Origin of the sequence: Rhizobium sp. MHM7A (genome assembly GCF_005862215.1) — a bacterium.
GTDB classification, from domain to species: Bacteria; Pseudomonadota; Alphaproteobacteria; order Rhizobiales; family Rhizobiaceae; genus Rhizobium; species Rhizobium bangladeshense.
Map to the genome: position 1 here is coordinate 1,133,972 of NZ_VCHT01000001.1, position 19,525 is coordinate 1,153,496.

Here is a 19,525-nt window from a genome sequence, read left to right on the forward strand (position 1 = left end):
CTTGTTGAAAGGCGGGGCTTCATCCAAGGCTGGCAGTGAAATCCCCTCGGACAAACAAGGGAGGCTGGACCCATTGGTGCCAGCCCTCCCTTGTTTTCAATCAATGTGCCCGCTGATTTCTTCGCAACGCGTAACCGATTTAGGGGCCTTTTGCGATGGAGTAAAATGGCGGCAGATCGATACCGAAATGGCTGTAGATTTGCTCTGCGGTCAACACTGCCCCATCCTCGAATTCGAGCGTCCCATCATCCTGAAGAATAGCCTTCATGACCATGATGTCATCAGCATCGGTCAGCTGCCCGCTCTCCACGGATGCCTTCAATTCTGCTTCTTCTTCACGAGCTTCCGCATTTGCTTGCGTCTCGTCATCAAAAGCGAACGATGAATAGGCGTGTTCAAACGAGCTAGCGCCATCAAACGGCGACCAGAGAGGAAGAATTGATACCTCATGGGCGAACGTCACTTTGCTCATCACGCAAAACTTCGTTGTCATGGTCGATCCCTAGATTGACGGCTTTGCGGAGAAATCGGGAATCTCTACCCCGTAGGCTCCGAAAATGGTCTCTACCGACATGATGTCGTCCTCGATCTCCGGATGATCGGTAAACTGGATGCTGCCATCGTCCAGGATAATCCCACGACGCGTAAACTCTTCGGAATCGTCAAGGTCCTCAGCCGCGTCGTCTTCCGCTGCCTCGTCATTCTCGTCGGGCTCATATTCAGCGCGACGGGTCTCGATGATGTCCTTGATCTCAGCCTGGGCCGCTTCCTCGGTCGCATATGTGAAGCTTGCATAGGCGTCTTCAAAGGAGGCGGCATTGCTATCAGGACAATAGGCGGGCTGCTCACGCAACATCACTGAAGACATCAGGAGAAATACGCGCTCACGGCTTTTGTCAAATTGCAACATGGTCACTCTCACATTCTAAACGAGTTATTGAACGACGGTACATCAAGCTGGTGACTAGTCCAGAGGTCCTCTACCGAGAGAACGCGACCATCGACCAGGGAAATGGAGCCGTCATCAAGAACAGCCCCGGAAACCGCTATATCCCGGGACAGGGCATCGTGCGTTGTAGGGTCGAACCCAGGTATGTCGAAGCCTGCGAACAGGAACGTCATCTGATTGAACTCGATCAGATCAGCAAAAAGCTGCACATCGTTTTCGAAGATGAAGCTCTTGTAGGCTTCTTCGAAACATGTGGCGTTCTCGGACGGTGCAAATGCGGGAACGACTTTTCCGTCCGATTTGACCGTCAATCTGAACAGGGAATTAGACACGACGCTTCCTGGATAATGGATTTCTTGCCCTCATGGTGCGGGCGAAACCTGCAAGAAAGAAGCCGAGTCGAGGTCAGCAGGCGATCCGAAATAATCAGTGAGAACACGGTCGAGAATCCTCCAGGTCTCAGCGTGTAGCTGCAAATTCGCCCGTTCCTTCTGGAACCAAGCCCACTCAGCAACAGATGTCGGATGAATGCCGGTGTATGACGTGCTTGCCGCCAGCCAATCTGCGACCATTTCTCGGATCACCGGTTCAGGCATCGGCAAGGGAACACCGGCAGGCAACAAACTCAGCATGTGGGTCGTCGTCGGTATCCAGAATTCAGCGTGATGCGGATTGCTTTTGTGGTGATGGTTCCACGCCAAGGCGAACTTCAGGTGGTCGACCTCCAGCCCATACTCCTCGCCGTAGAAGCGATTGGCGTAGTGCGGAAGCTCTGAAGGAGTAAACTTCGTCCAGTCATGAATGACAAGCCTCCAGATAGGAGCGCCTGTTTTCAGGCCGAATTTGAAAACCAGAATTTTATGCCGGACGGTTTTGAACACATACCGACAGATACATAGGAACGCCTTCATCGACCCCTCACTGAAAAGGTCACACCCAAAATGATGAAGGAGATCAATCTTCGTGTCATCGCCATTTCCGCCAGATCAAAGAGAAAACGCCGCAGACGGCTCCACAGCCCGATCCATACGGTAACGCACGGCGTTTGCGCTGAAGGCTGACATGATCTGCTCAGGACCAAAGGCGATCCAAACCTTGTGACGAACACCGCCGGTGATGGCACCGCCGATGTCACAAATGCCGTCATAACCCTCAGCTATAAGCGCTTCACGAAAGGGGCGCGTGATGAAGGACAACGTATCCTCGCTCTGGGTATCCCGGATATCCTTCAGCGCCATCAGCGTCTCGTCATGACGGCCTGTGCGGCTCTCTAGGCGCGATAGGAGATCGGCGGGACAAGCGCGAAGATCGAGCGGCTTTCGAACATCCAGGTAGACCGGCGTCACAACCGAGCGAGGCTCGTATGGGTCGTCGTAATCCACCCTTTGCGCCACGCTGACGTCCTTCCAGAATTGGATGAATTCCGGAACGCTCATGACGCCCGATTCAACGAGCAGGTTCACGGTCATCAGGACAACATTCCTACGGCTACGCACGAGGTATTCCTCAAGCGTCGATTCCGCAATAACCGGTGCGCCACCTTCATATGAGCTTCCGTTGTAGGAAAGGATGCGAGCTTTGATGGCTTCGACATTCCTGCTGGTGAGCTGCCGGTTAAAATCGAGAAGGGGAACCCGCCGACCCGTTCGACCTGTCAGCCAGAGGTGATGCTGAACCTCACAGGCATTCTCATCGTAATACCCCTTGCTCGTGCTGTAGGAGCTGGCGACGAACGGGTCCTCCGTAAAATACAGCCCACCGCTACCTTCGCCGTCTTCAAAATCATGCACCTTGAAACCGACAGCAAAATCAATGGGCCGAAAGTCGCCACGATAGACAATCTTCAGGTCGCCCTGATCGTTGCGGACGCTGGAGCTTGGGAAGATATCGGACACGTTTGTTGTTTACCTCGATGACGTCCCCTCATAGAGAGGCACCGCGACGCAACAGGCAACACCAGCAGGGTTCAGACCAAGAACGCAAGCTTGCGGACAAGCTTTCCAACGATTGGATCACTGTTGCGATCAAGCACTTGCCGGATTGGCACCCATTCGAGCTGCATCGATTCATGGCTGATGCGCAGAGGCTCGCTCCTCCGGGCGGTAAACCAGTAGCGGATGTCATAATGCTTGTGCCCCACGACATCGAGGTGAGGTGCAACATCGTGAATATCGATGTCGAAAATCCGAGGATCGACAGGCAAAACCGACCGAAGGCCGGACTCTTCGTGGGCTTCCGTCCAGGCGGTCACGAAAGGCTGCGGCAAGCCGTCACAATGGCCGCCGAGATGCAGCCAACGAGCCGCCTTGCGATGAAGCGTCATCAGAATATAGCTATGCGTCTCCGAATCCGTAACGACAGCCGAGCCCGTAAAATGTCTCTGCAGGTTCGACCGATCAAAGCAGGTCGGATCATCCCGCAGGAAATCGAGGCAAAGCTGCGTTTGCGCACGCTCGTCATCGTCACTGCAGCCGAACTTGAAATGACCCTCAAGTTGAACCTGGAAATCCTTGAACTGCATATCAAACGGCCATCAGCGGAAGAGGAGACTGGCCATTCGAAGAGTAGTGGTTCCAGACGGCGAGATCGAATTCCGCGTAGCTCAGAGAAGATTTCCTTGCCTCTGCCTTCATAAGCTCCTCGATAACGTAATATTTGTCGTTCTGAGGAACCGATGTCGGAATTCCTTCATGACCTCGATGACGAAGGAATTTAAGAACATGCGTGTCGATAACAGCGACATCGGCATCCTGACGCGAATGGAGAATGAAGAAGCGCGCGGTCTTGTGATTTACACCATGAATCGCCGACAGTTCCTGTGCTGACGCGCTCTCAAGGGCCGGAGCATCAACTGCGACACTTTGCGGAAAACCCTTGTTCAGAAGATTGTATTTTCCGAGCTTTATGGCGCGCATTTCAGCGTCCAGACGGTCTTCCGCGATAAGGCGACGGACGTAATCGAAAGGCCCTTCCGTTGGAAGACGGCCCTCTAGAAACTGATCCAGCTTGAGTGCCATCTGCGATGCCGTCTTTCCCGCAACGATGATGCAGAACAACCAGAATTCCTCTAGCTCATGGCGGGAACGGCCAAAATCGGTAATCTTCGTCGGATCGATCATCGCAGAACTCCTTGGTTGCGAGCCATATAAGGAATTCTGCGATTAATTGTCAAACGGAAATGGAATTACGAAAGGAATTCCTTAGCGGAACCTTGGGCCGGAGGAACGATTGTCAATTTCATCGATGCCGGTGGCACCCGCGATGCCGTCTCTGCTTTCGAGTGTTCGCTCAGGATCGTAAGTGGTGAATGGGATGTCGATACCCTTGTTCATTAAGGCCTGGCAGAAGCCGAAATCCGAAAGAGCCGGATAGACGCGCTTGTTAGGAATGATGTCGTCGATAGCCAATGTGAGATCGTGCTTGTGATCATGGATGTTCGGCCCATCGGTGCCGGGTGTGTAGATCACAAGGTGAAGCTCACGATCATGCTGAAAAACGTGGTAGGTGCGACGGTCGCAATCATAACCATAGAGCAAAGTGCGGGTTTCATCTCCCATCGGACCAATCCGCTGCGGAGCGGGCCCCAGACGGCTCAGACTATTGTATTCTTCCAGGTTCATGACAATCTCCGTATAAAACAGCACTCCACCTTCTTCGCAGGCGATGCCGACAGTGTCAAATGGCGTCAGCGCCGATATTCCTTGATCGCATTCAGGGTGTTTTGCTGGAAAAAGTTTGTTGTCATATCTTTGAACGCAACGGGGTCGTAATCACCATACGCTTTGATAAACGCAGCAGTGAATGCCTTCAGCCCTTCAAAGAGCTTCTTTTCATGAGCGCTGCCGCCTGACATCTGGCCTGAGAAACTGTTGCTGCTTCCTTGCGTCAGCAACCCAAAGTGCTTGTATCCAGGCTTGGCGAGTTTGAAACTCTGACCCTTGGTCTGCCAAGGCTGGGTCGTGAAATCGACGTCGTTTTCAGCGACGAGCCCAAGCATAGGGGAAGATATGTTCTCCCACGACTTCTCGTGCAGGCCCATAACGCCAGGGCCCTGCGGGGAGAGGCTTATGGACGAGAAAAATCGCTCATCGCGGAACGAGACAATTTTCTTGTCCTGGTCGACGACTGTCGCACCGAGAAGAAGGTTGGCGATGAAAGCACCATAACCGTGTCCAGCGATGATTGGTCGCGTGAAATCTACCTCGATGCCAAGCGAGTTTGTCAAAGGGGTGGCGAGATCGAGTGCTGATTTGCAAGCAAGTATGCGCTTGTTCCAGGCTGCCTTATCTTCAAGGAGGCTCGGAATTGGCCATTCTGAAAGTGAATCGTCTGTACGCTTGCGCAGTGCCGGGCCGTTCAACAATACGGCGTCATCATGCAATGGTGCCATAACGACATAACCGTGACTTGCCCAGTGCCAGAGAAGATCGCGATAGGTATTCGGGTCTGTCAAAGCGCCGTGAGAGAAAACGATAACCTGCGATCTCGCTACCTGAAGAGGGTAATAGATGTAGACTCTCGAAACCTCAGTGGTGAAGACGACCGGTGATGCAGGGGTGATATACATGCCATTGCTGGCGTACCGCGCATATCGAGGATCACCTTCGATTTCCGGACGCAAAATTAATGGGTTCGAAGCCTGGGCAAGAGCGTCACCAGCCGACAACGCCACTGCACCGGCTCCCAGGGACAGAAATTGTCGGCGGCTATATGTCATAGTCCATAATTCCTTTCGTCGTCAGCCCAGACCATTGCCGTTACGACTGTTCTATCTCCACCAATCATTGCACACAAATGCGCCGCCTGATGAAGTTCATCAACGACTTCATCTTCTTCCATTTCCAGCGGAAAGACCAGTTCGCTGCGCACAGCCGCAAGGGCGCGAGCCGCGAATAGACATTTAGCCAGCTCATCTGAGGAAGGGGTTTGGGGAATTCTGAATGGAGCAGGCGACGAAGAAACGACCATGGAATGATCATCGAGCGCAGCCAGTATTATCTCCGGAGAAGGCAATGTAGCGTCCACGGCGGCAATAATCTGCTCTGCCCAGGATGGAAGTGCTGTATCTCCATATATCCGGCGGATTTCGCGAAAATGCTCCGGATCGGGAATGGCTTCAGGATTATTGAACACCATTCTCCCGCCAGACCAGATGGTTGAATTCCCCGAAGAAAATGCAAAAAATGCACATTCAGAAACAAATGACTTGAAACTCGGAAGCCACACGGGGTTGCCTTGTAAGGAATTCTGGTCGATCATTTCCACACCTTTAGAGCAGTGGGCCTTTGACGATCTTGTGTTTTCTACAAAAGATAGGCAAGGGGCGGCGAACGAAAACCTAGAGAAATGGCAAACTACGAGCTTAATAAGCGGTCCTTTATCAAGCTCGCGACAACACTTGGTGTCGCGGCAGGCGCATGCCCATTGTCTTCATTGATGCTGCCGGAATCTGCCATGGCTGCGCCCATCGTACCTCTGCGTCTACGCAATCCACATACCGACGAACACTATGAAATCGAACTCTTCAGCGGCGCTGATTTCAATCGAAACGCACTCGTTGTTTGCAACTGGATCATGAGGGACTGGCGACAGAGCAAGGGGAATCAGATCAAGGATATCGACCCAGGCATCTTCGCAGCTCTGTATGTCATTCAACGCGCATTCAAAGCTGATACCTTCATAAACATAAATTCTGGTTATCGCTCACCTGAGACTAATGCCATGCTTCGGGCGCGCTCGATTACAAGGAAGGGGCGTGTGACAGCAGAAGCTCCAGCAGTGAACAGTCAACACATCCAGGCCAGAGCGGTCGATTTCTCCATTCCAGGTGTCAAACCGCTTGATGCAGCGAAGCTTGTGCTCTTTCTCCAGAGCAGGACACGCATCGGCGGCGTCGGAAGCTATGATACATTCACGCACATGGATACCGCAGGTCAACGTAAGTGGGGCCGGGGCATCTAGCTGTTGCGCCAGAAAACGCCAACGACCACTATAAAAAAGGGTCGTTGAGTGAAACAAATGCATAGAAATCGAGATATCCTTGATGAAGTGGCCGAGGATGGCCACCCGAGTGAAGCAGCGCTTGAGTTTCGAAAACAGGCCATTCGATTGGGTATCGTAAAAGAAGTTTCAGCCGACGCCGTTGATCTTGCCATCTCCTGGGCCTGGCTCGGAAAAGCTATATCCCGCACGAAGGCATCTGTGCGTTGGGGGCTTGAAGGAATTGACGCCAACACATTCGAATTTATCGTAGCATTAGGAAAAAGCCATGCACTGCGCGCAACTGCGATTGCAGATGCGACCAGTGCCGAGGCGCTTTCAGGGCGGCGGGAAGAGCTTCTAAAGATCAGAAAACTTGGCGGATTCCTGAATGCTGTCAATCAATGTCAAAATGCTGCGGGCGTATCGATCAGACAAATAGATGTTCTGAGACTATCAGAATTGAGCTACATCGCAGGCCAAATGCCTGGATCATCAGTTACAAAAATACATGCTGTGGAAATCTCAAATATCCTTGCTTTTCCAGGGCCTGCAAAAGGGAAAAAGAGAACCACAAAAGGTAATTCAACCGCGTAATTCCTTCAAAATTGTTTCCAAGGGTTGATTTTGCGGAATTCCTTGGTCTACAATCTGGAAAATTCTGCAACAGAGGTAATTGCGTGCGGGTAACTGTAAGAGAAAATAAGGTCGATCAAGCACTGCGCGTTCTGAAGCGCAAACTCCAGGCTGAAGGCCTTCTGAAGGAATTGCGCAAACGCGAATACTACGAAAAACCCTCTGAAAAGAAGCGCCGCGAGGCGAACGAATCCCAGCGCCGCATCGCCAAGACGCGCGCGAAGGCTGCTGAAGCGGATCGTCGCTAAAGCCTATGGCGGCTGATCTCATCATAGACGAAGCGTCAGCCGAGCTGCAGATCGTTTCCAGTAATCCTTTATTGAAGCCGACCGCGCTCATCGTTGTTGGCCAAGAAGGGCTGTTTGAAATTTATGCGCGACTTCCAAACACCGACCACGTTTTTCTTGGCCGGTTGGCCGATCAAATCGCCGATAGCCTCGACACCTTGAAGTCCGCTCGATGGACTTCTGTCGACAAGATTTCTGCCATCGAAACCTATGGCATCACGCTCATGATATTCGATGTCAGTTTAGTGCGTTCCTATTTCCTGTCCGAGCTGCAATTGGAATGGGACGTTTATTGCAATCAAAGGCAGCTCGACAATGAAACTGGTGCCATGGGAATCGAGATACTGCGAAATTCCGTCAGCCGCATGCCGATTGACGCCACTGTTTCGATCTTCCCGGATCATCGCAACATCAACCTGTTCACCATCGACAAAGAATTCGATGGTTTGCTCAACGAGGTAGCAAGGCAGCCCGCAGGAGGTCTCGCCGGACTGCGCAGTATGCAGGAAATGGACACGTTCCTAAAATCCCTGTCGCTTCGCCAGTAAAAGGAAATCTGAAATGCTGAAGAAAGTTGTACTCGCTACGGCGATGATGGTCACGTTTGCGCATATGCCAGCCTTGGCAAAGTCAAACAATTCCTGCGGCAAGGCATCCTGGTATGCCCTGCACACCAAAACGGCATCTGGCGAACGGATGAAGCCGATGGAATTGACCGCAGCACATCCCTCGTTGAAGTTTGGCACCAAGATCAAGGTCGTCAACAAGCGCAATGGGAAAAGTGTCATCGTGCGCGTGAACGACAGGGGGCCGTTCACTCATGGACGTGTACTCGATATCTCAAAGGGTGCGGCACAGCATATCGGCATGGTATCCTCAGGTGTTAGCAGCGTCTGCTACGAGATCGTTTCCAGATAACTCCTTGGTCTGGCTGATAGCGCTTGTCATCGCTTTTTGGCCGGACCACAATACAGCATCGAGTTCCAGATTGAGGCTCAGCCCCGCATGCTTATGAATACCCCGAAGTCGAGCCCTGCAACCAATGCGCAATATAACGCTGAGACAGGAGTTTCGGAACAAGCCTACATCCTGCACTCCAGCCAGTTCAAAAAACCGAAACTCAGGACCTTCAAGATCGACACCGATCTGAAAATCGAAGAATTCCTTGAGCAGATGGAGCAGTTTGGCGAGTTTCATCTGTTCATGGAGCCAGGCGCTCATTCGCTTACCCTCCTTTTCGAGGAATTCGTCATCCATGTCGAAGGATTTATCGCCTATCTCGACAGTGGTGAGCGCTTGCCACAGACCCTGGACATGACGGCGACCGGCACAAAAATTCCGGACCTCACCGATACGTTCCCGAAGTCATTTTCTGCCAGAAAGTACGCCGACTGGAACTACTTCGACAAGCGTAATAGCCTGGCGCTCGCACGTCTTCCGCTGAAGCCTCTCCGGCCGTTGGTTCAGGAAGCGTACCCGTTCATTGAGGATGTCGACGGATGGGTCGACAGATTCCTCGACAGCAATGCGAACGTCGTCATCCTCAACGGTGATCCAGGCACTGGAAAATCCACCCTGATCAATCACATCGCACAGCGTCGCAAGGCGAATGTCCGCGTTGTGTACGATCCCAAGGTCATGGCGAAGGAGGAGCTTTACGCCGAGGTCATGGAAGAATCTGAAGAGCGCACCATTCTCGTCCTCGAAGACGCCGATATCAATATGTCGAAGCGCATCGGAGACGACAATGGCATCATGAGCACGATCCTGAACATGTCCGACGGCATCCTCGACACGTCGCATTTCAAGATCGTCTTGACCGGCAACCTCAAGCGCACGGATATCGATGACGCTCTTCTACGCACAGGCAGATGCTTTGCAGTTGTCGATTTCCGTCAGCTCGACCGGAACGAGGCGGAAGCGCTCGTGAAGAAGTGCGACCTTTCCTTCGATGTCGAAGCCTCGAAAAACGATAGTTTCACCCTGACCGAACTGTTCAATGGTCTGAATCAGAAGAAGGCGAAGATCGGCTTCTTCTGATCTGTTGTCTTGTGTCATGTGGAAAGCCTGGGCAGCGACGCTTCCCAGGCTTTTTGTTTTGACGGTTGCTGAATCCTGATTGTGTAAAGCGTCTCACCTGGATAGCGTAAGGACAAATCATCAAAGGAAATCGTCATGACAACCGAGATTGCCGTCGAGCAGGAATTCTACAAGACATTCTATTTCAACCACTCCGTTTGCATTGATGGCCAGTGGTATCACGGCACGACAGCTGCGGAACTCGAAGCGGACGTCGAAACCAATGAAGGCAAGGGCTCATTCGAAAAATTCCTGACGTCTGGCGGACAGGTGGAATATCCGATCTATGGTGTACCCGTCGCGTCAGGCTCGATGTGGGTCGAGGACGCAAAGTCTCCTGAAGACGGTGTCAAGCGGGTCAAGGAACTGCAGGACGAAGCAAGCAAGTTCTACAAGGGGTATTCTGAGGAGATCAAAACCCGTGTTTTGGCCAAACGCGAACACCTGTGGGGACCAGGAGCTTTGACATGGCACAAGGGAAGCATCGAACGTCTCGTCGATGATGTCGCTCTTTCGATTGCCATCGAGATGAAGGACAGCTCCATCTCCACCGAAGAGGCCACGCAGATTAGCGAATTCGCAGCAGAAATCCTGTTCCTTGAGCTTCAGAGGAAGATGCCCTCTGACGACGAAATTCCCGCGATCAGCAAACTGGCAACGCTCAGCGCACGCGCCAATGGAAACGACATTTCTGCCGACGTGCAGACTTACGTGAAGGATGAGTTCGTAAAGCTTGCGTTGGCGCAGGAAAAAATTACCCTGAATGATGTTGTCCCATTTACGGTCTATCTCAAGGCGTTCGACCGGCACGCTTTTACGGATTTCATGAATAACGAGTTCCGTAACGAGCATGAAGACGTCTTGGTGAATGACTTTATCGGGCTGAAGAAAAAGAACCTTACGGGTATGCCTTTGATAGAGGCGGCCCAGGAAGAATGTGACCGCCTCGCGCAAAAGTATGGCTTGGAACGTTACCCGACTGGGTATTGAGGCGATGTTAGCCGCTAATTAGCTGGCCAAACGGTTTTCGGTGGCTTCGCCTTCAGTCAGGCGGGCCACCATTTTCTGATAAACGTCTTCGATCTCGTAGCTGTTACGGTCAGCATAAATCAGCAGCTGATTGAGAGCACTGGAAGCGAGGCTGTGGTCGCTGATCGTGAGACTCGCTTTTCCGAGCTTCGACAGAGTGTTGACGAGGTCGATCATCTGACCGGCGACGGTGTTGCGGTTCTTGCCGACGATCTTCTTATTGTCCAGGATAAGATCGAATGTTCCTGCCAGATGCAGGAGAATGATGTAGGCCTCGGTGATCAGAATTTCATCTTCCAGATGACCTTCCCAGAGCGGATGAGCTTGCTTCGCATATTTTGCATTGAAACCAGCGCCGAGCTTGGCAACGAGAGAGACGACATAGGCAGCCATATCTGGCTCACCGCGATCATCGAGTTTTACTTTGCCATACAACGAAGGGAATAGATTGATGATTTCCTTTGCTCTGGCGTTGAGATCAATTGACGGCATAAGACAATTCCTTATCTGAAGGTTGGAAATTCGTAAGAATTCCTTTTGCGATATGGGAGCTTGATTTTTTAGAAAGATCAAGCCATAAAGAAAGCATGATGTACGAAAACGTAACTATTGCTGTTGTGGCCCATCAGGGTTGGTGGCGTTCAGGAAACTGAACGGCACGCGTTTCTGCATTTTCCAACAATCTGCAAACACAACGTGACCGTTCCCTTGGGACGTGTCACATCGTATTGCGCCCACGGGAATGGTCCATCTTCAAGAAGGATCATCGAAATGTCTCATCAAGTACCTACTCCTATAATGCTGACCGGCGACCGTCCGACCGGCCCGCTTCACCTCGGCCACTACATCGGCTCCCTCAAAAACCGCGTGGCCATGCAGTCTCTCCAAGGTGAACGCTACATCATGATTGCCGATACCCAGGCTTTCACCGACAACATGGGCAACATCGATAAGGTGACGCAGGCAATCCCGGAACTGATTGCCGACTATATCGGCGTGGGGATCGACCCCGGCAAAACGACTATCTTCCTCCAGTCTGCGGTACCGGAACTGGTCGAGTTGACCATGCTCTATATGAATGTGACCACTGTCTCTCGCCTGGAGCGCAATCCGACCGTCCGTGACGAGATCAAGCATCGGCAGTTCGAACGGGATATTCCTGCAGGGTTCCTTTGCTATCCTGTCGCCCAGGCAGCAGATATCACCGGGCTGAAGGCGACCGTCGTTCCCGTCGGCGGCGACCAGCTTCCCATGATCGAGATCGCGGTCGAGACCGTCAGGCGTATAAACCGACTGGCGGGAAAGGACGTGTTACCGGAACCGCAAGCCATGTTGTCATCTGTGCAACGTCTGGCGGGGATCGACGGCAAGGCGAAAGCCAGCAAGTCCCTTAACAATGCAATCTTCCTGAGCGACGACGAGAAGACCGTCTCGGCGAAGGTGATGCAGATGTTCACCGACCCGAACCATCTGAAGGTAACGGACCCGGGCCAGGTGGAAGGGAATATCGTATTCGAGTATCTCGATGCCTTCCACACAGACAAGGAAGAGGTAGAGGCGCTAAAAGCCCACTACCGAGCCGGAGGGTTGGGTGACGTCAAAATCAAACGGCTTCTGATCTCGACGCTGAATGACCTGATCCAGCCGATCAAGGAGAAGCGAGACCAGGCCTTCGCAAGCAAGGGCATGTTGTTCGATATGCTGCGAGACGGGTCGGCAAAAGCGAGAGCAGCTGTCGGGCAGACCTTGAATGAGGTAAAGGACGGCTTGGGCTTGTTTCGTCTCTGACTTGTGCCTTTCGCCCCGGTCTGGAAGGCTGGGGCGAAATATGACAAGGTAATCAATATGTCTGAACCGCGCAAAGTCACCATTCATAAAAGCTTCTTCAAGAAGGAGCGTGACGGCTTCTATAGCGACTGGTTTCTCGCGTTCTGGCGAGAGCTTTTTCAAAACTCGGTCGATGCCGGATCGGAGAATATCCGCATCTATCTCGACCAGAAAGAGGGCAGGGGCTCCTTCGGCAATTATAGAAGTGATCCGCCAAACGTCGTTCGGGTGGTCTTTGCCGATGACGGATGTGGAATGTCCTATGATGTTCTCGACGACGTCTACTTCGCCATCGGGCATACAACCAAGACTGCGGACGATGGAAGCGTAGGCGGCTTCGGGCGAGCACGCCTGATGACGTGCTTCTCACAGGATCGCTACTCCATCCTGACACAAGACAACTTCGTTGTGGGGGAGGGCGGTGACTTCGACATCTATCCGCTTGATACGGCACTGGCAAAGTTGGACGATTTCGAAAGAGACGTGAAGACGCAGTCTGCCGCTGTCGAAACCTCTTCAAATACATCGCTCCAGGGAATCTGGCGGGACCGCGAGATGGTCAAGGCCGCGATTGCTCAAGGGGGCTACAAGGGGTGCCGCGTCGAGGTCGATCTGGAAACCGAGAGGGACCCATCATACCACTATGGTCGACCAGCCAGCCTGGAGCGAATGAAGGCGGCCCTTAAAACGTACCTGTCCGAGAGTCAGATCAAGCCGAACGTTACGATTAACGATATGAGCCCGGAAGCTTATTTCCAGGCTTCTGAAAAGATCGAAACGAAGAAAGGCAGGGCGAAGGACAGACTCTCCGTAGGGTCGGCAGAAACACTCGAAGAATTCGCCACCGTCTACGTCGTTAAGAAACCCAATACTCAGGACACGGCAAAGCTGATTGTTCGTGTTGACGGCGCAGCTATGTTCTCGACGCACATAGGAACGATGACAGGGTCCGACGTCGTCCTGGAAATCGACCCAAAGAAATCGCGCAGCGTCCTCAATTCCAACCGAGACGGCTTGAACGCCATCTACAGAAAGGAAGTCGACGCTTTTACGCAGCAACTTGCCACAGATGTAAACTCCGCCTTAATGAAAAAGGAAGCCAAGAACCAGATCATGGTAAAGGGTGAGCACGGGGCTTTTGAATCCCGGGCGAAGACCGTTCATGAAACTCTGTCCAGCGCGAAGCTCGAAGGTTTGATGGCAAAGCCGTACGTGACCACGGATGTCAGGAAGGCAGCGCAATTCAAGACGGCTGCCCAACTGCACAAGGCTGGCATGACCTTTGACATGACGCGATCTCTGATAAAGGGAATAAAATATCACGAAGGCCCTTTGAACGAGCTTGTTTGGGAATTGGACAGTGGGCCGCTGCGGAGCATGATCCTCGATTTCGTGGAAAAGGTCCGCGAGCGGTCGTTCGATTTCGATATATCTGAAGATGTCTTCGTCGAATTGTGCCCCGACGAATTGAAGCCATGGATCATCGATGCTGTTGTCGAGCGGATGGAAGCCAGCCGGACCGAATTGCGTGTGGAGCATGAAAAACGGCTCAAGAACCTGCACGATGTCCGGATCAGCATCCTGTCAACGAATGACAAGACAAAGGCTTCGATCCGGCGCAACCATCCGGACAACTGGGACACCTCGACCGGGGCTGGCAAAGTCCCGCACATGCTCCTGACCGCCTGGAATACGGCGCTCTCCATTGCCATCGAGAAACTGTTTGAGGTCCGGCCTCATCTTCAGCCGGTCAAATGGAGGTCTGGATGGATATATTCTGTACCAGAGCTTGAGTGGCAAGGCGATGCAGTTCGACCTGGCAATTTTCTGGCCGTTCATCAACGGAGCAAAGACGACCACGATATGCATGAACTGCTTCTCAATCCGGTCGATACCGACGGGAAGATCGCCTATTCCCTTTCGGATGATCATGATCTCTGGCGGCTGATGGTCCGCGCAGTCCACGAAGTCACGCACATCCTGAACTCGCCCCATAACGAGGACTACACCAAGCTTAACGACGATATAACTCGCGAGATATTCCCGAGTGACGCCATCCGTCGCATTCGGACAGCGGTGAAGGCGACATCCGGTCTCTACAGAAGCGGCAAATACCAAGCGCTCGATAATGAGCCCGGTCCAAGACCTGTCGAGAGGCTGTCTCCCAACGGTGTTTCCATCGAGGGCGACCGGATTCGCTTCCACGATGATGAGGACGACACACTGGACCAGGAACGTCGGTATGGCTGACATCGGCGAAATCGCGTCCTGGTATTACGACGTCTGCGAACTCTATGAAGACGACGACCTCGATCCGAACGACCATTTGAAAGTCATCGAACGGGCTTTCATGTCGTCGGACTGCGATGAGTTTGCCTGGCTCTTGCATGAGGTCACCGGCCTTCAGGTAGTCAAGTTAACCTGGCAGGACCCGAGCTGGGGTTTCGGCCATCATTCTGTCGTGCGCGACGGGGACGGAAAATTAATCGATGTGCGCGGCGAGACCGATCTCGACGGAATTCGCACTCACTTTCGCATCAAGCCGTCGATAAAGCTGAACGCTCTTGAGAGCGAGCCGCCGGAACCAAGCAGTTTCGAGGTCGACATGGAGGACTCAGGGATGAAGAACCTGGTTGGCGTGATGCGCCTGCTGCCTCATGCGCCCTTCAACACGGCCGAATTCCAGCAAAAGTTGGACGATTTCGTCACGTCGCTCGAAAATCGTTTCATTCCTTGAAGCCGCGCTTCTCCTAAGCATTCCGGCCGGGCATGGTTGTCGAGACACTCGGAGACCATGCCATGAACCAAGAAACTATCCAGCTGATCGATGCCAAACAGGTTGTGTATCAGCATTTCGACGCCGATCCAGACGGTGATCCAGATAGGGCAGGCCATGGTCTCTATTTCCAATTGCCCGGCGAAAGCAGCTGGAGCGGACCGTGGCATTCTGAAGATGAAGCCGAGGGAGAAGCCTATCAGGCGCTCGAAGCTCAGGAAGTCCGCGATCTTATCCGGGACCTGGAAAGTGAAGGGTACCTCTGCGTCGAAAAGAACAGCGCCCCAGAGCGCATCAGTTTCATCAACAAGATCGACGACAGGTGGTTCGCCATCGATGTAACAGCGGATCGGGTGAGAGCACGCGAGACGTTCGGTTTTGGTCAGAACAAAATTGTCGAGCTTTTCGACTTCGAACCGAGCGAGGACGTATTCGGATATCGCCGACGGGCTGCGAAGCAAGCCGTTGATGCTATCGCACAGGAAATCGCCAACCAGCCAACGATGAAAATGTGAGAAGCTCGATGATGGATTGGCAAAAGACCTTTTGGGGCGGCAAAAACCCACGGCAAGAACTGTACGACAGGCTTAAAGCGGAACTGTTTCCATCCAGCGGTTTTGGACATGCGAAAACCTTGCAAGGCGAGTGTCTCCGGGCCTTCGCGAAAATCGAGCACGACGCTTATAATAATGGCGGCGGAAACAACCACAGCGGATCACTCCGTTTTCTGAGAGCGAACTTCCCAGGCTTCAAGCAGGAATGGTGGGACCATCTCCGCGAATATATCGTTTGCGGGGCGGCAACTCCCAGCATCAAAAGCACCATCAGCGAGATTGGTGAAGCGGTCGTCACCTACGTCGAAGCGTCCATGTCCGACTTATCGCCAAATGTCGAAAACCTGGCAGTCGAACAGTTCACGGCAGAATATCTTGGTCCTCATGGTCCTGAACAGCGGCCTATCGACTCCTACTTTCCGGACGACGATGAGGAAGAGATGACGTGGAGCCGACGCCGTTAACGGGTGCGGCTATTCAGCGTCAAGGAGAAGGAAGCAGACTTTCGTCGGCATCGTATTCCAATGATGGTGCTGGCATGCGCATCATCGCGGTGACGATCCGGTAATCATCGGCATCGACATTCGAGAACGACAGATTGGCATCCGCCTCGACCGCATTGCTTCCGATCCCTGCAAGGAGAACTTTTCCTGTTTCGACGTGAACGGGAACATGAACCGGAAACAGGTTGCTCTGAAGCGCAGCCGCGTCTGAGAAATCCAGAGTGGAGACAACGGTCCTGATCTGGAAGCGGGCTTCACCCACGATCTCGATGGCTGTCAGAGCAGAGGCCACCTCATCCTCATCTGCCCCGCAAGCGTTCAGATAAACAGCCCCGGTTTTCGCATCATAAGGCACGAGGACTTCAACCTGCATGCTTTCAAGCGGGAGATCGGCAGGCCAAATCCGCAGATTGGACTGTGGTACTATTTTGCTCATAGGAAATTAGCCTCGGGATGAATCAGGCAGCTTGCCTGTCGGGATCGTCATCTAACATTGATGCAGCTTCATTGTGCAAGATGCCACCGGATTGATGGTAACCCGAGGCAACCTGCACAGTTTTATGAAGCGACATCTTCATTGCTTCGAGCAAATTGACGTTCTGAATACCGGCCTCTGTCAGAAAGCCCGATCTCAAGGAGTGCCCGCTAAACGTTGCCGGATCGAAACCGGCCTTGCGAACTCTGGCCTTTATGATCCTGGCGACGGTTTTGTCATTCATCGCGCCGACCGAGAGGTTGCCGTGCCGGTCAACCGTCCTGAACAGCGGGCCGCGTTTAATGCCGGAAGCGACCAGCCATTCTCGCAAAGCAATCGCGGCCCTGCCGCTGATCGGCACAGGGATATCGGCACCTTCCTGATTGGTCTTGGTGATCCCCATATGGTAGACATAGTTGCCTTCCACTTCTTCCAGGCTATCGATGACCGCTGACGCGATCTCCGACCGGCGACGGCCGCCGCTCGCCCAGCCGAAGAGCATCAGGGCTCGATCCCGTATGTCGATGAGGCGATTTTCCTGGGTGGTCTCGATCATCGCATCGAGGACGGACTTGATAACGGCCTTCTTCTTGCGAGGCCTGTACCCTCTTCGGGCCGCAGCCTTGCGGGATTTCGACATCAGCTTGACGATGCCGGGGTCGGCACATGGATTGGGAAGACCCTTCACACGATGGAAGCTCGAAAGCGTCGATACCCGGCGATCAATCGTGCTGATCGCAAGAGGGCCACGATGCGCCTTTGCGCCACGAGCAATGAGGTCGTCTTCGACGTCGTCATCCAGACCGTCCATATGGTCGGTAATGAACCGAACCACAATTTCGACGGGAACCGGGAGAACGGGCTCGTCGGTCCATCCGATGGCCGATGCCCAACTCCAGAAGTAGCGCATATCGGATGCATAAGCCGCCTTCGTGTTCGGCGGCGTACCATCGTCGACGATAGCTTTCAACCTGGAACGCGCGCGATCATCCAGGAATTGGCTCACCTCACGGTTGCCTTCCTGTTCGATTACATCAAGTCCGGTGCCGGGTTGTTCAAGCATTCAGGGTTTCTGATAGTTTAATTCCTTATAGCATCGGGCTACGGCGGGCTTTTTCAAAGCGCCATTTATTTCAATTCGGAACAAACAACATCTGTGTTAACCATCCGAATACCAAGGCTTTTCCCACATTAAAATCTGTTAACAAAGGCCCATTTTTAGGCTTGTCTGCAACCGCATTTGAAGCTAAACAATCCTCAGTTCCAAAGTCGAACATGAAGACATCGCTGAATTGGTTGAGATCGCTCTGATTTAATGACCTGGTTCAGCACCCAACCGACCCATATGAACCTGGCTTTTGCTAGGGTCCGATAATGAAGCTTATTGGACATCAGAATATGGGTGGCGCAGGTGGCGAAATCATTCTGACCCGTCAGAACACGATTTATAGCTGCTGGCTGGCGTTCGGATTAATGTGTCACTTTTGAACCTAATCAAGGTTGACTACATTTACGGTCCGCCGGGGACGACCTCAGCTTGTCACAAATTTGTAGACAAACTGCGTAGTTACGGACCAAATCTGAGGGAAATTGTTCTAATGACACGACTTAGCTACCTTCCTCGTCCGACCCAATGCAACGCCGCAACGGTACGGGAAGTCGTCCAGGCTGAAAAAAGCAGCAAGATCGCTATTGCCATGCAGGCGCTCTATAAAGAGTGCGTCGCCCAGATCATCAAAGACGACAACATCACCTTCCACGTCATCATGATGCCGGGCATGACCGGCCACCATTACACCTATGCCCTGCGCGATGAGCTGGAATTGGCTCAAGACTGCGCCAACCTTCTGGACGTCGACATTCACGCCGATGACTGTCTCGTTATCCTCGGCCACGACATTCTGAACAACGACATTTCCGAAGATGCCATGATGCGCATCGTTCTTTCTGACATCGCACTTCATATGCGTCGCCTTTACCCGGTCACAGACCAGGAATGCGGCTGGTACGGCCCGAGCGTCAGCTGGGCGGCTATTGCCTCAGTTATCGCGGCGGCTCATCCCATCATGCGCACCTTCCCGGGCATGATGTACGGCCAGGATGCCGACGAAATGCCGGTTCTGACCTTCAGCGAAGAGATCGCAAGCCGCGCCGCCCAGGCAATCCGCGACGATCACCGCTCCAAGACCCCTCACCTGGATATCGGTCAGCGGCGTCCTATCGAAGACATCATCTCTCATGTCTGCGATATTTCGGTCAGCACCCACGGTGGATACATCACCCTGCCAGCGACTGTCGCAGAAATTCACTCGGTTGCCTGCGAACATTATTACGAAGCGATCAACAGCATGGGTTACACCCCACGCGCGCTCGTCTGATCTAACGATCTGAGATTTTCGGTTTGCTATAGACGGAATCGTGGCCATCGGTC

Annotated in this window: 26 protein-coding genes; 13 read left to right on the forward strand and 13 right to left on the reverse strand. The window is 52.9% G+C overall.

Annotated features, from left to right (window positions below):
- Nucleotides 1-139 precede the first annotated feature (139 nt).
- From FFR93_RS06500 to FFR93_RS06545, 10 genes are all read right to left on the reverse strand, one after another.
- Nucleotides 140-493, reverse strand: coding sequence for a hypothetical protein (locus FFR93_RS06500; RefSeq protein WP_138392535.1), 354 nt, complete (start codon nt 491-493; stop codon nt 140-142).
- Nucleotides 494-502: 9 nt separating this feature from the next.
- Nucleotides 503-910 carry a hypothetical protein gene (locus FFR93_RS06505; RefSeq protein ID WP_138392536.1) on the reverse strand — a complete coding sequence of 136 codons (408 nt, stop codon included), beginning with the start codon at nt 908-910 and terminating at the stop codon, nt 503-505.
- Nucleotides 911-918: 8 nt separating this feature from the next.
- The gene (locus FFR93_RS06510) at nt 919-1,281 is read right to left on the reverse strand and encodes a hypothetical protein (protein ID WP_138392537.1); all 363 of its coding nucleotides are present in this window, start codon (nt 1,279-1,281) and stop codon (nt 919-921) included.
- Between the two features lie 30 nt (nt 1,282-1,311).
- A complete protein-coding gene (locus tag FFR93_RS06515; protein ID WP_138392538.1) occupies nt 1,312-1,860 on the reverse strand; it encodes a DUF5662 family protein in 549 nt (182 codons plus the stop codon).
- Nucleotides 1,861-1,935: 75 nt separating this feature from the next.
- Nucleotides 1,936-2,844 (reverse strand): hypothetical protein, encoded by a 909-nt coding sequence (locus FFR93_RS06520; protein WP_138392539.1) that lies wholly within the window; start codon nt 2,842-2,844, stop codon nt 1,936-1,938.
- Between the two features lie 71 nt (nt 2,845-2,915).
- On the reverse strand, nt 2,916-3,470 hold the full coding sequence (locus FFR93_RS06525) for an NUDIX domain-containing protein (protein ID WP_138392540.1): 555 nt from the start codon (nt 3,468-3,470) through the stop codon (nt 2,916-2,918).
- Between the two features lies 1 nt (nt 3,471).
- Complete coding sequence (locus FFR93_RS06530; protein WP_138392541.1) at nt 3,472-4,068, reverse strand: hypothetical protein; 597 nt, start codon at nt 4,066-4,068, stop codon at nt 3,472-3,474.
- A gap of 81 nt (nt 4,069-4,149) precedes the next feature.
- Nucleotides 4,150-4,569 carry a hypothetical protein gene (locus FFR93_RS06535; RefSeq protein WP_138392542.1) on the reverse strand — a complete coding sequence of 140 codons (420 nt, stop codon included), beginning with the start codon at nt 4,567-4,569 and terminating at the stop codon, nt 4,150-4,152.
- A 65-nt stretch (nt 4,570-4,634) separates the two neighbouring features.
- Complete coding sequence (locus tag FFR93_RS06540) at nt 4,635-5,666, reverse strand: hypothetical protein (protein ID WP_138392543.1); 1,032 nt, start codon at nt 5,664-5,666, stop codon at nt 4,635-4,637.
- Nucleotides 5,663-6,208, reverse strand: a complete 546-nt coding sequence (locus FFR93_RS06545) for a hypothetical protein (RefSeq protein ID WP_138392544.1) — start codon at nt 6,206-6,208, stop codon at nt 5,663-5,665. The genes FFR93_RS06540 and FFR93_RS06545 overlap by 4 nt, the downstream gene beginning before the upstream one ends.
- Nucleotides 6,209-6,295: 87 nt before the next feature.
- Here FFR93_RS06545 and FFR93_RS06550 point away from each other — a divergent pair, with 87 nt between their 5' ends.
- The 7 genes from FFR93_RS06550 to FFR93_RS06580 all read left to right on the forward strand — a co-directional run bounded on the left by FFR93_RS06550 (nt 6,296) and on the right by FFR93_RS06580 (nt 10,920).
- Entirely contained in the window at nt 6,296-6,910 is a 615-nt protein-coding gene (locus FFR93_RS06550) for a DUF882 domain-containing protein (protein ID WP_138392545.1), read from the forward strand.
- A gap of 48 nt (nt 6,911-6,958) precedes the next feature.
- Entirely contained in the window at nt 6,959-7,525 is a 567-nt protein-coding gene (locus FFR93_RS06555) for a hypothetical protein (protein WP_138392546.1), read from the forward strand.
- 83 nt (nt 7,526-7,608) lie between these two features.
- Nucleotides 7,609-7,812: a 30S ribosomal protein S21 gene (gene rpsU / locus FFR93_RS06560; RefSeq protein WP_138392547.1), complete on the forward strand. Its 204-nt coding sequence runs from the start codon at nt 7,609-7,611 to the stop codon at nt 7,810-7,812.
- A 5-nt stretch (nt 7,813-7,817) separates the two neighbouring features.
- Entirely contained in the window at nt 7,818-8,399 is a 582-nt protein-coding gene (locus FFR93_RS06565; protein WP_138392548.1) for a hypothetical protein, read from the forward strand.
- 13 nt (nt 8,400-8,412) lie between these two features.
- Nucleotides 8,413-8,769, forward strand: a complete 357-nt coding sequence (locus FFR93_RS06570) for a septal ring lytic transglycosylase RlpA family protein (protein WP_138392549.1) — start codon at nt 8,413-8,415, stop codon at nt 8,767-8,769.
- Between the two features lie 87 nt (nt 8,770-8,856).
- Nucleotides 8,857-9,891, forward strand: coding sequence for an AAA family ATPase (locus FFR93_RS06575; RefSeq protein ID WP_138392550.1), 1,035 nt, complete (start codon nt 8,857-8,859; stop codon nt 9,889-9,891).
- Nucleotides 9,892-10,026: 135 nt separating this feature from the next.
- Complete coding sequence (locus FFR93_RS06580) at nt 10,027-10,920, forward strand: hypothetical protein (RefSeq protein WP_138392551.1); 894 nt, start codon at nt 10,027-10,029, stop codon at nt 10,918-10,920.
- 18 nt (nt 10,921-10,938) lie between these two features.
- Here FFR93_RS06580 and FFR93_RS06585 read toward each other — a convergent pair whose 3' ends face one another.
- Nucleotides 10,939-11,451, reverse strand: coding sequence for a hypothetical protein (locus tag FFR93_RS06585; protein WP_138392552.1), 513 nt, complete (start codon nt 11,449-11,451; stop codon nt 10,939-10,941).
- Between the two features lie 279 nt (nt 11,452-11,730).
- On the opposite strand from FFR93_RS06585, the gene trpS reads away from it, so the two are divergent.
- The 5 genes from trpS (at nt 11,731) to FFR93_RS06610 (ending at nt 16,580) form a co-directional block, all read left to right on the forward strand.
- The gene (trpS, locus tag FFR93_RS06590; RefSeq protein WP_138392553.1) at nt 11,731-12,747 is read left to right on the forward strand and encodes a tryptophan--tRNA ligase; all 1,017 of its coding nucleotides are present in this window, start codon (nt 11,731-11,733) and stop codon (nt 12,745-12,747) included.
- 57 nt (nt 12,748-12,804) lie between these two features.
- A complete protein-coding gene (locus FFR93_RS06595) occupies nt 12,805-15,036 on the forward strand; it encodes an ATP-binding protein (RefSeq protein ID WP_138392554.1) in 2,232 nt (743 codons plus the stop codon).
- A complete protein-coding gene (locus FFR93_RS06600; protein ID WP_138392555.1) occupies nt 15,029-15,523 on the forward strand; it encodes a hypothetical protein in 495 nt (164 codons plus the stop codon). Before FFR93_RS06595 ends, FFR93_RS06600 begins: the two co-directional genes overlap by 8 nt.
- 62 nt (nt 15,524-15,585) lie before the next feature.
- Nucleotides 15,586-16,077, forward strand: coding sequence for a hypothetical protein (locus FFR93_RS06605; protein WP_138392556.1), 492 nt, complete (start codon nt 15,586-15,588; stop codon nt 16,075-16,077).
- Nucleotides 16,078-16,085: 8 nt separating this feature from the next.
- Nucleotides 16,086-16,580, forward strand: coding sequence for a hypothetical protein (locus FFR93_RS06610; RefSeq protein ID WP_138392557.1), 495 nt, complete (start codon nt 16,086-16,088; stop codon nt 16,578-16,580).
- Between the two features lie 19 nt (nt 16,581-16,599).
- Here FFR93_RS06610 and FFR93_RS06615 read toward each other — a convergent pair whose 3' ends face one another.
- Nucleotides 16,600-17,055, reverse strand: a complete 456-nt coding sequence (locus tag FFR93_RS06615) for a hypothetical protein (protein WP_138392558.1) — start codon at nt 17,053-17,055, stop codon at nt 16,600-16,602.
- 22 nt (nt 17,056-17,077) lie between these two features.
- Nucleotides 17,078-18,157, reverse strand: coding sequence for a site-specific integrase (locus tag FFR93_RS06620; RefSeq protein ID WP_138392559.1), 1,080 nt, complete (start codon nt 18,155-18,157; stop codon nt 17,078-17,080).
- Between the two features lie 535 nt (nt 18,158-18,692).
- Between FFR93_RS06620 and FFR93_RS06625 the strand changes: the two genes are divergently transcribed.
- Complete coding sequence (locus FFR93_RS06625; RefSeq protein WP_138392560.1) at nt 18,693-19,472, forward strand: hypothetical protein; 780 nt, start codon at nt 18,693-18,695, stop codon at nt 19,470-19,472.
- Nucleotides 19,473-19,525 lie beyond the last annotated feature (53 nt).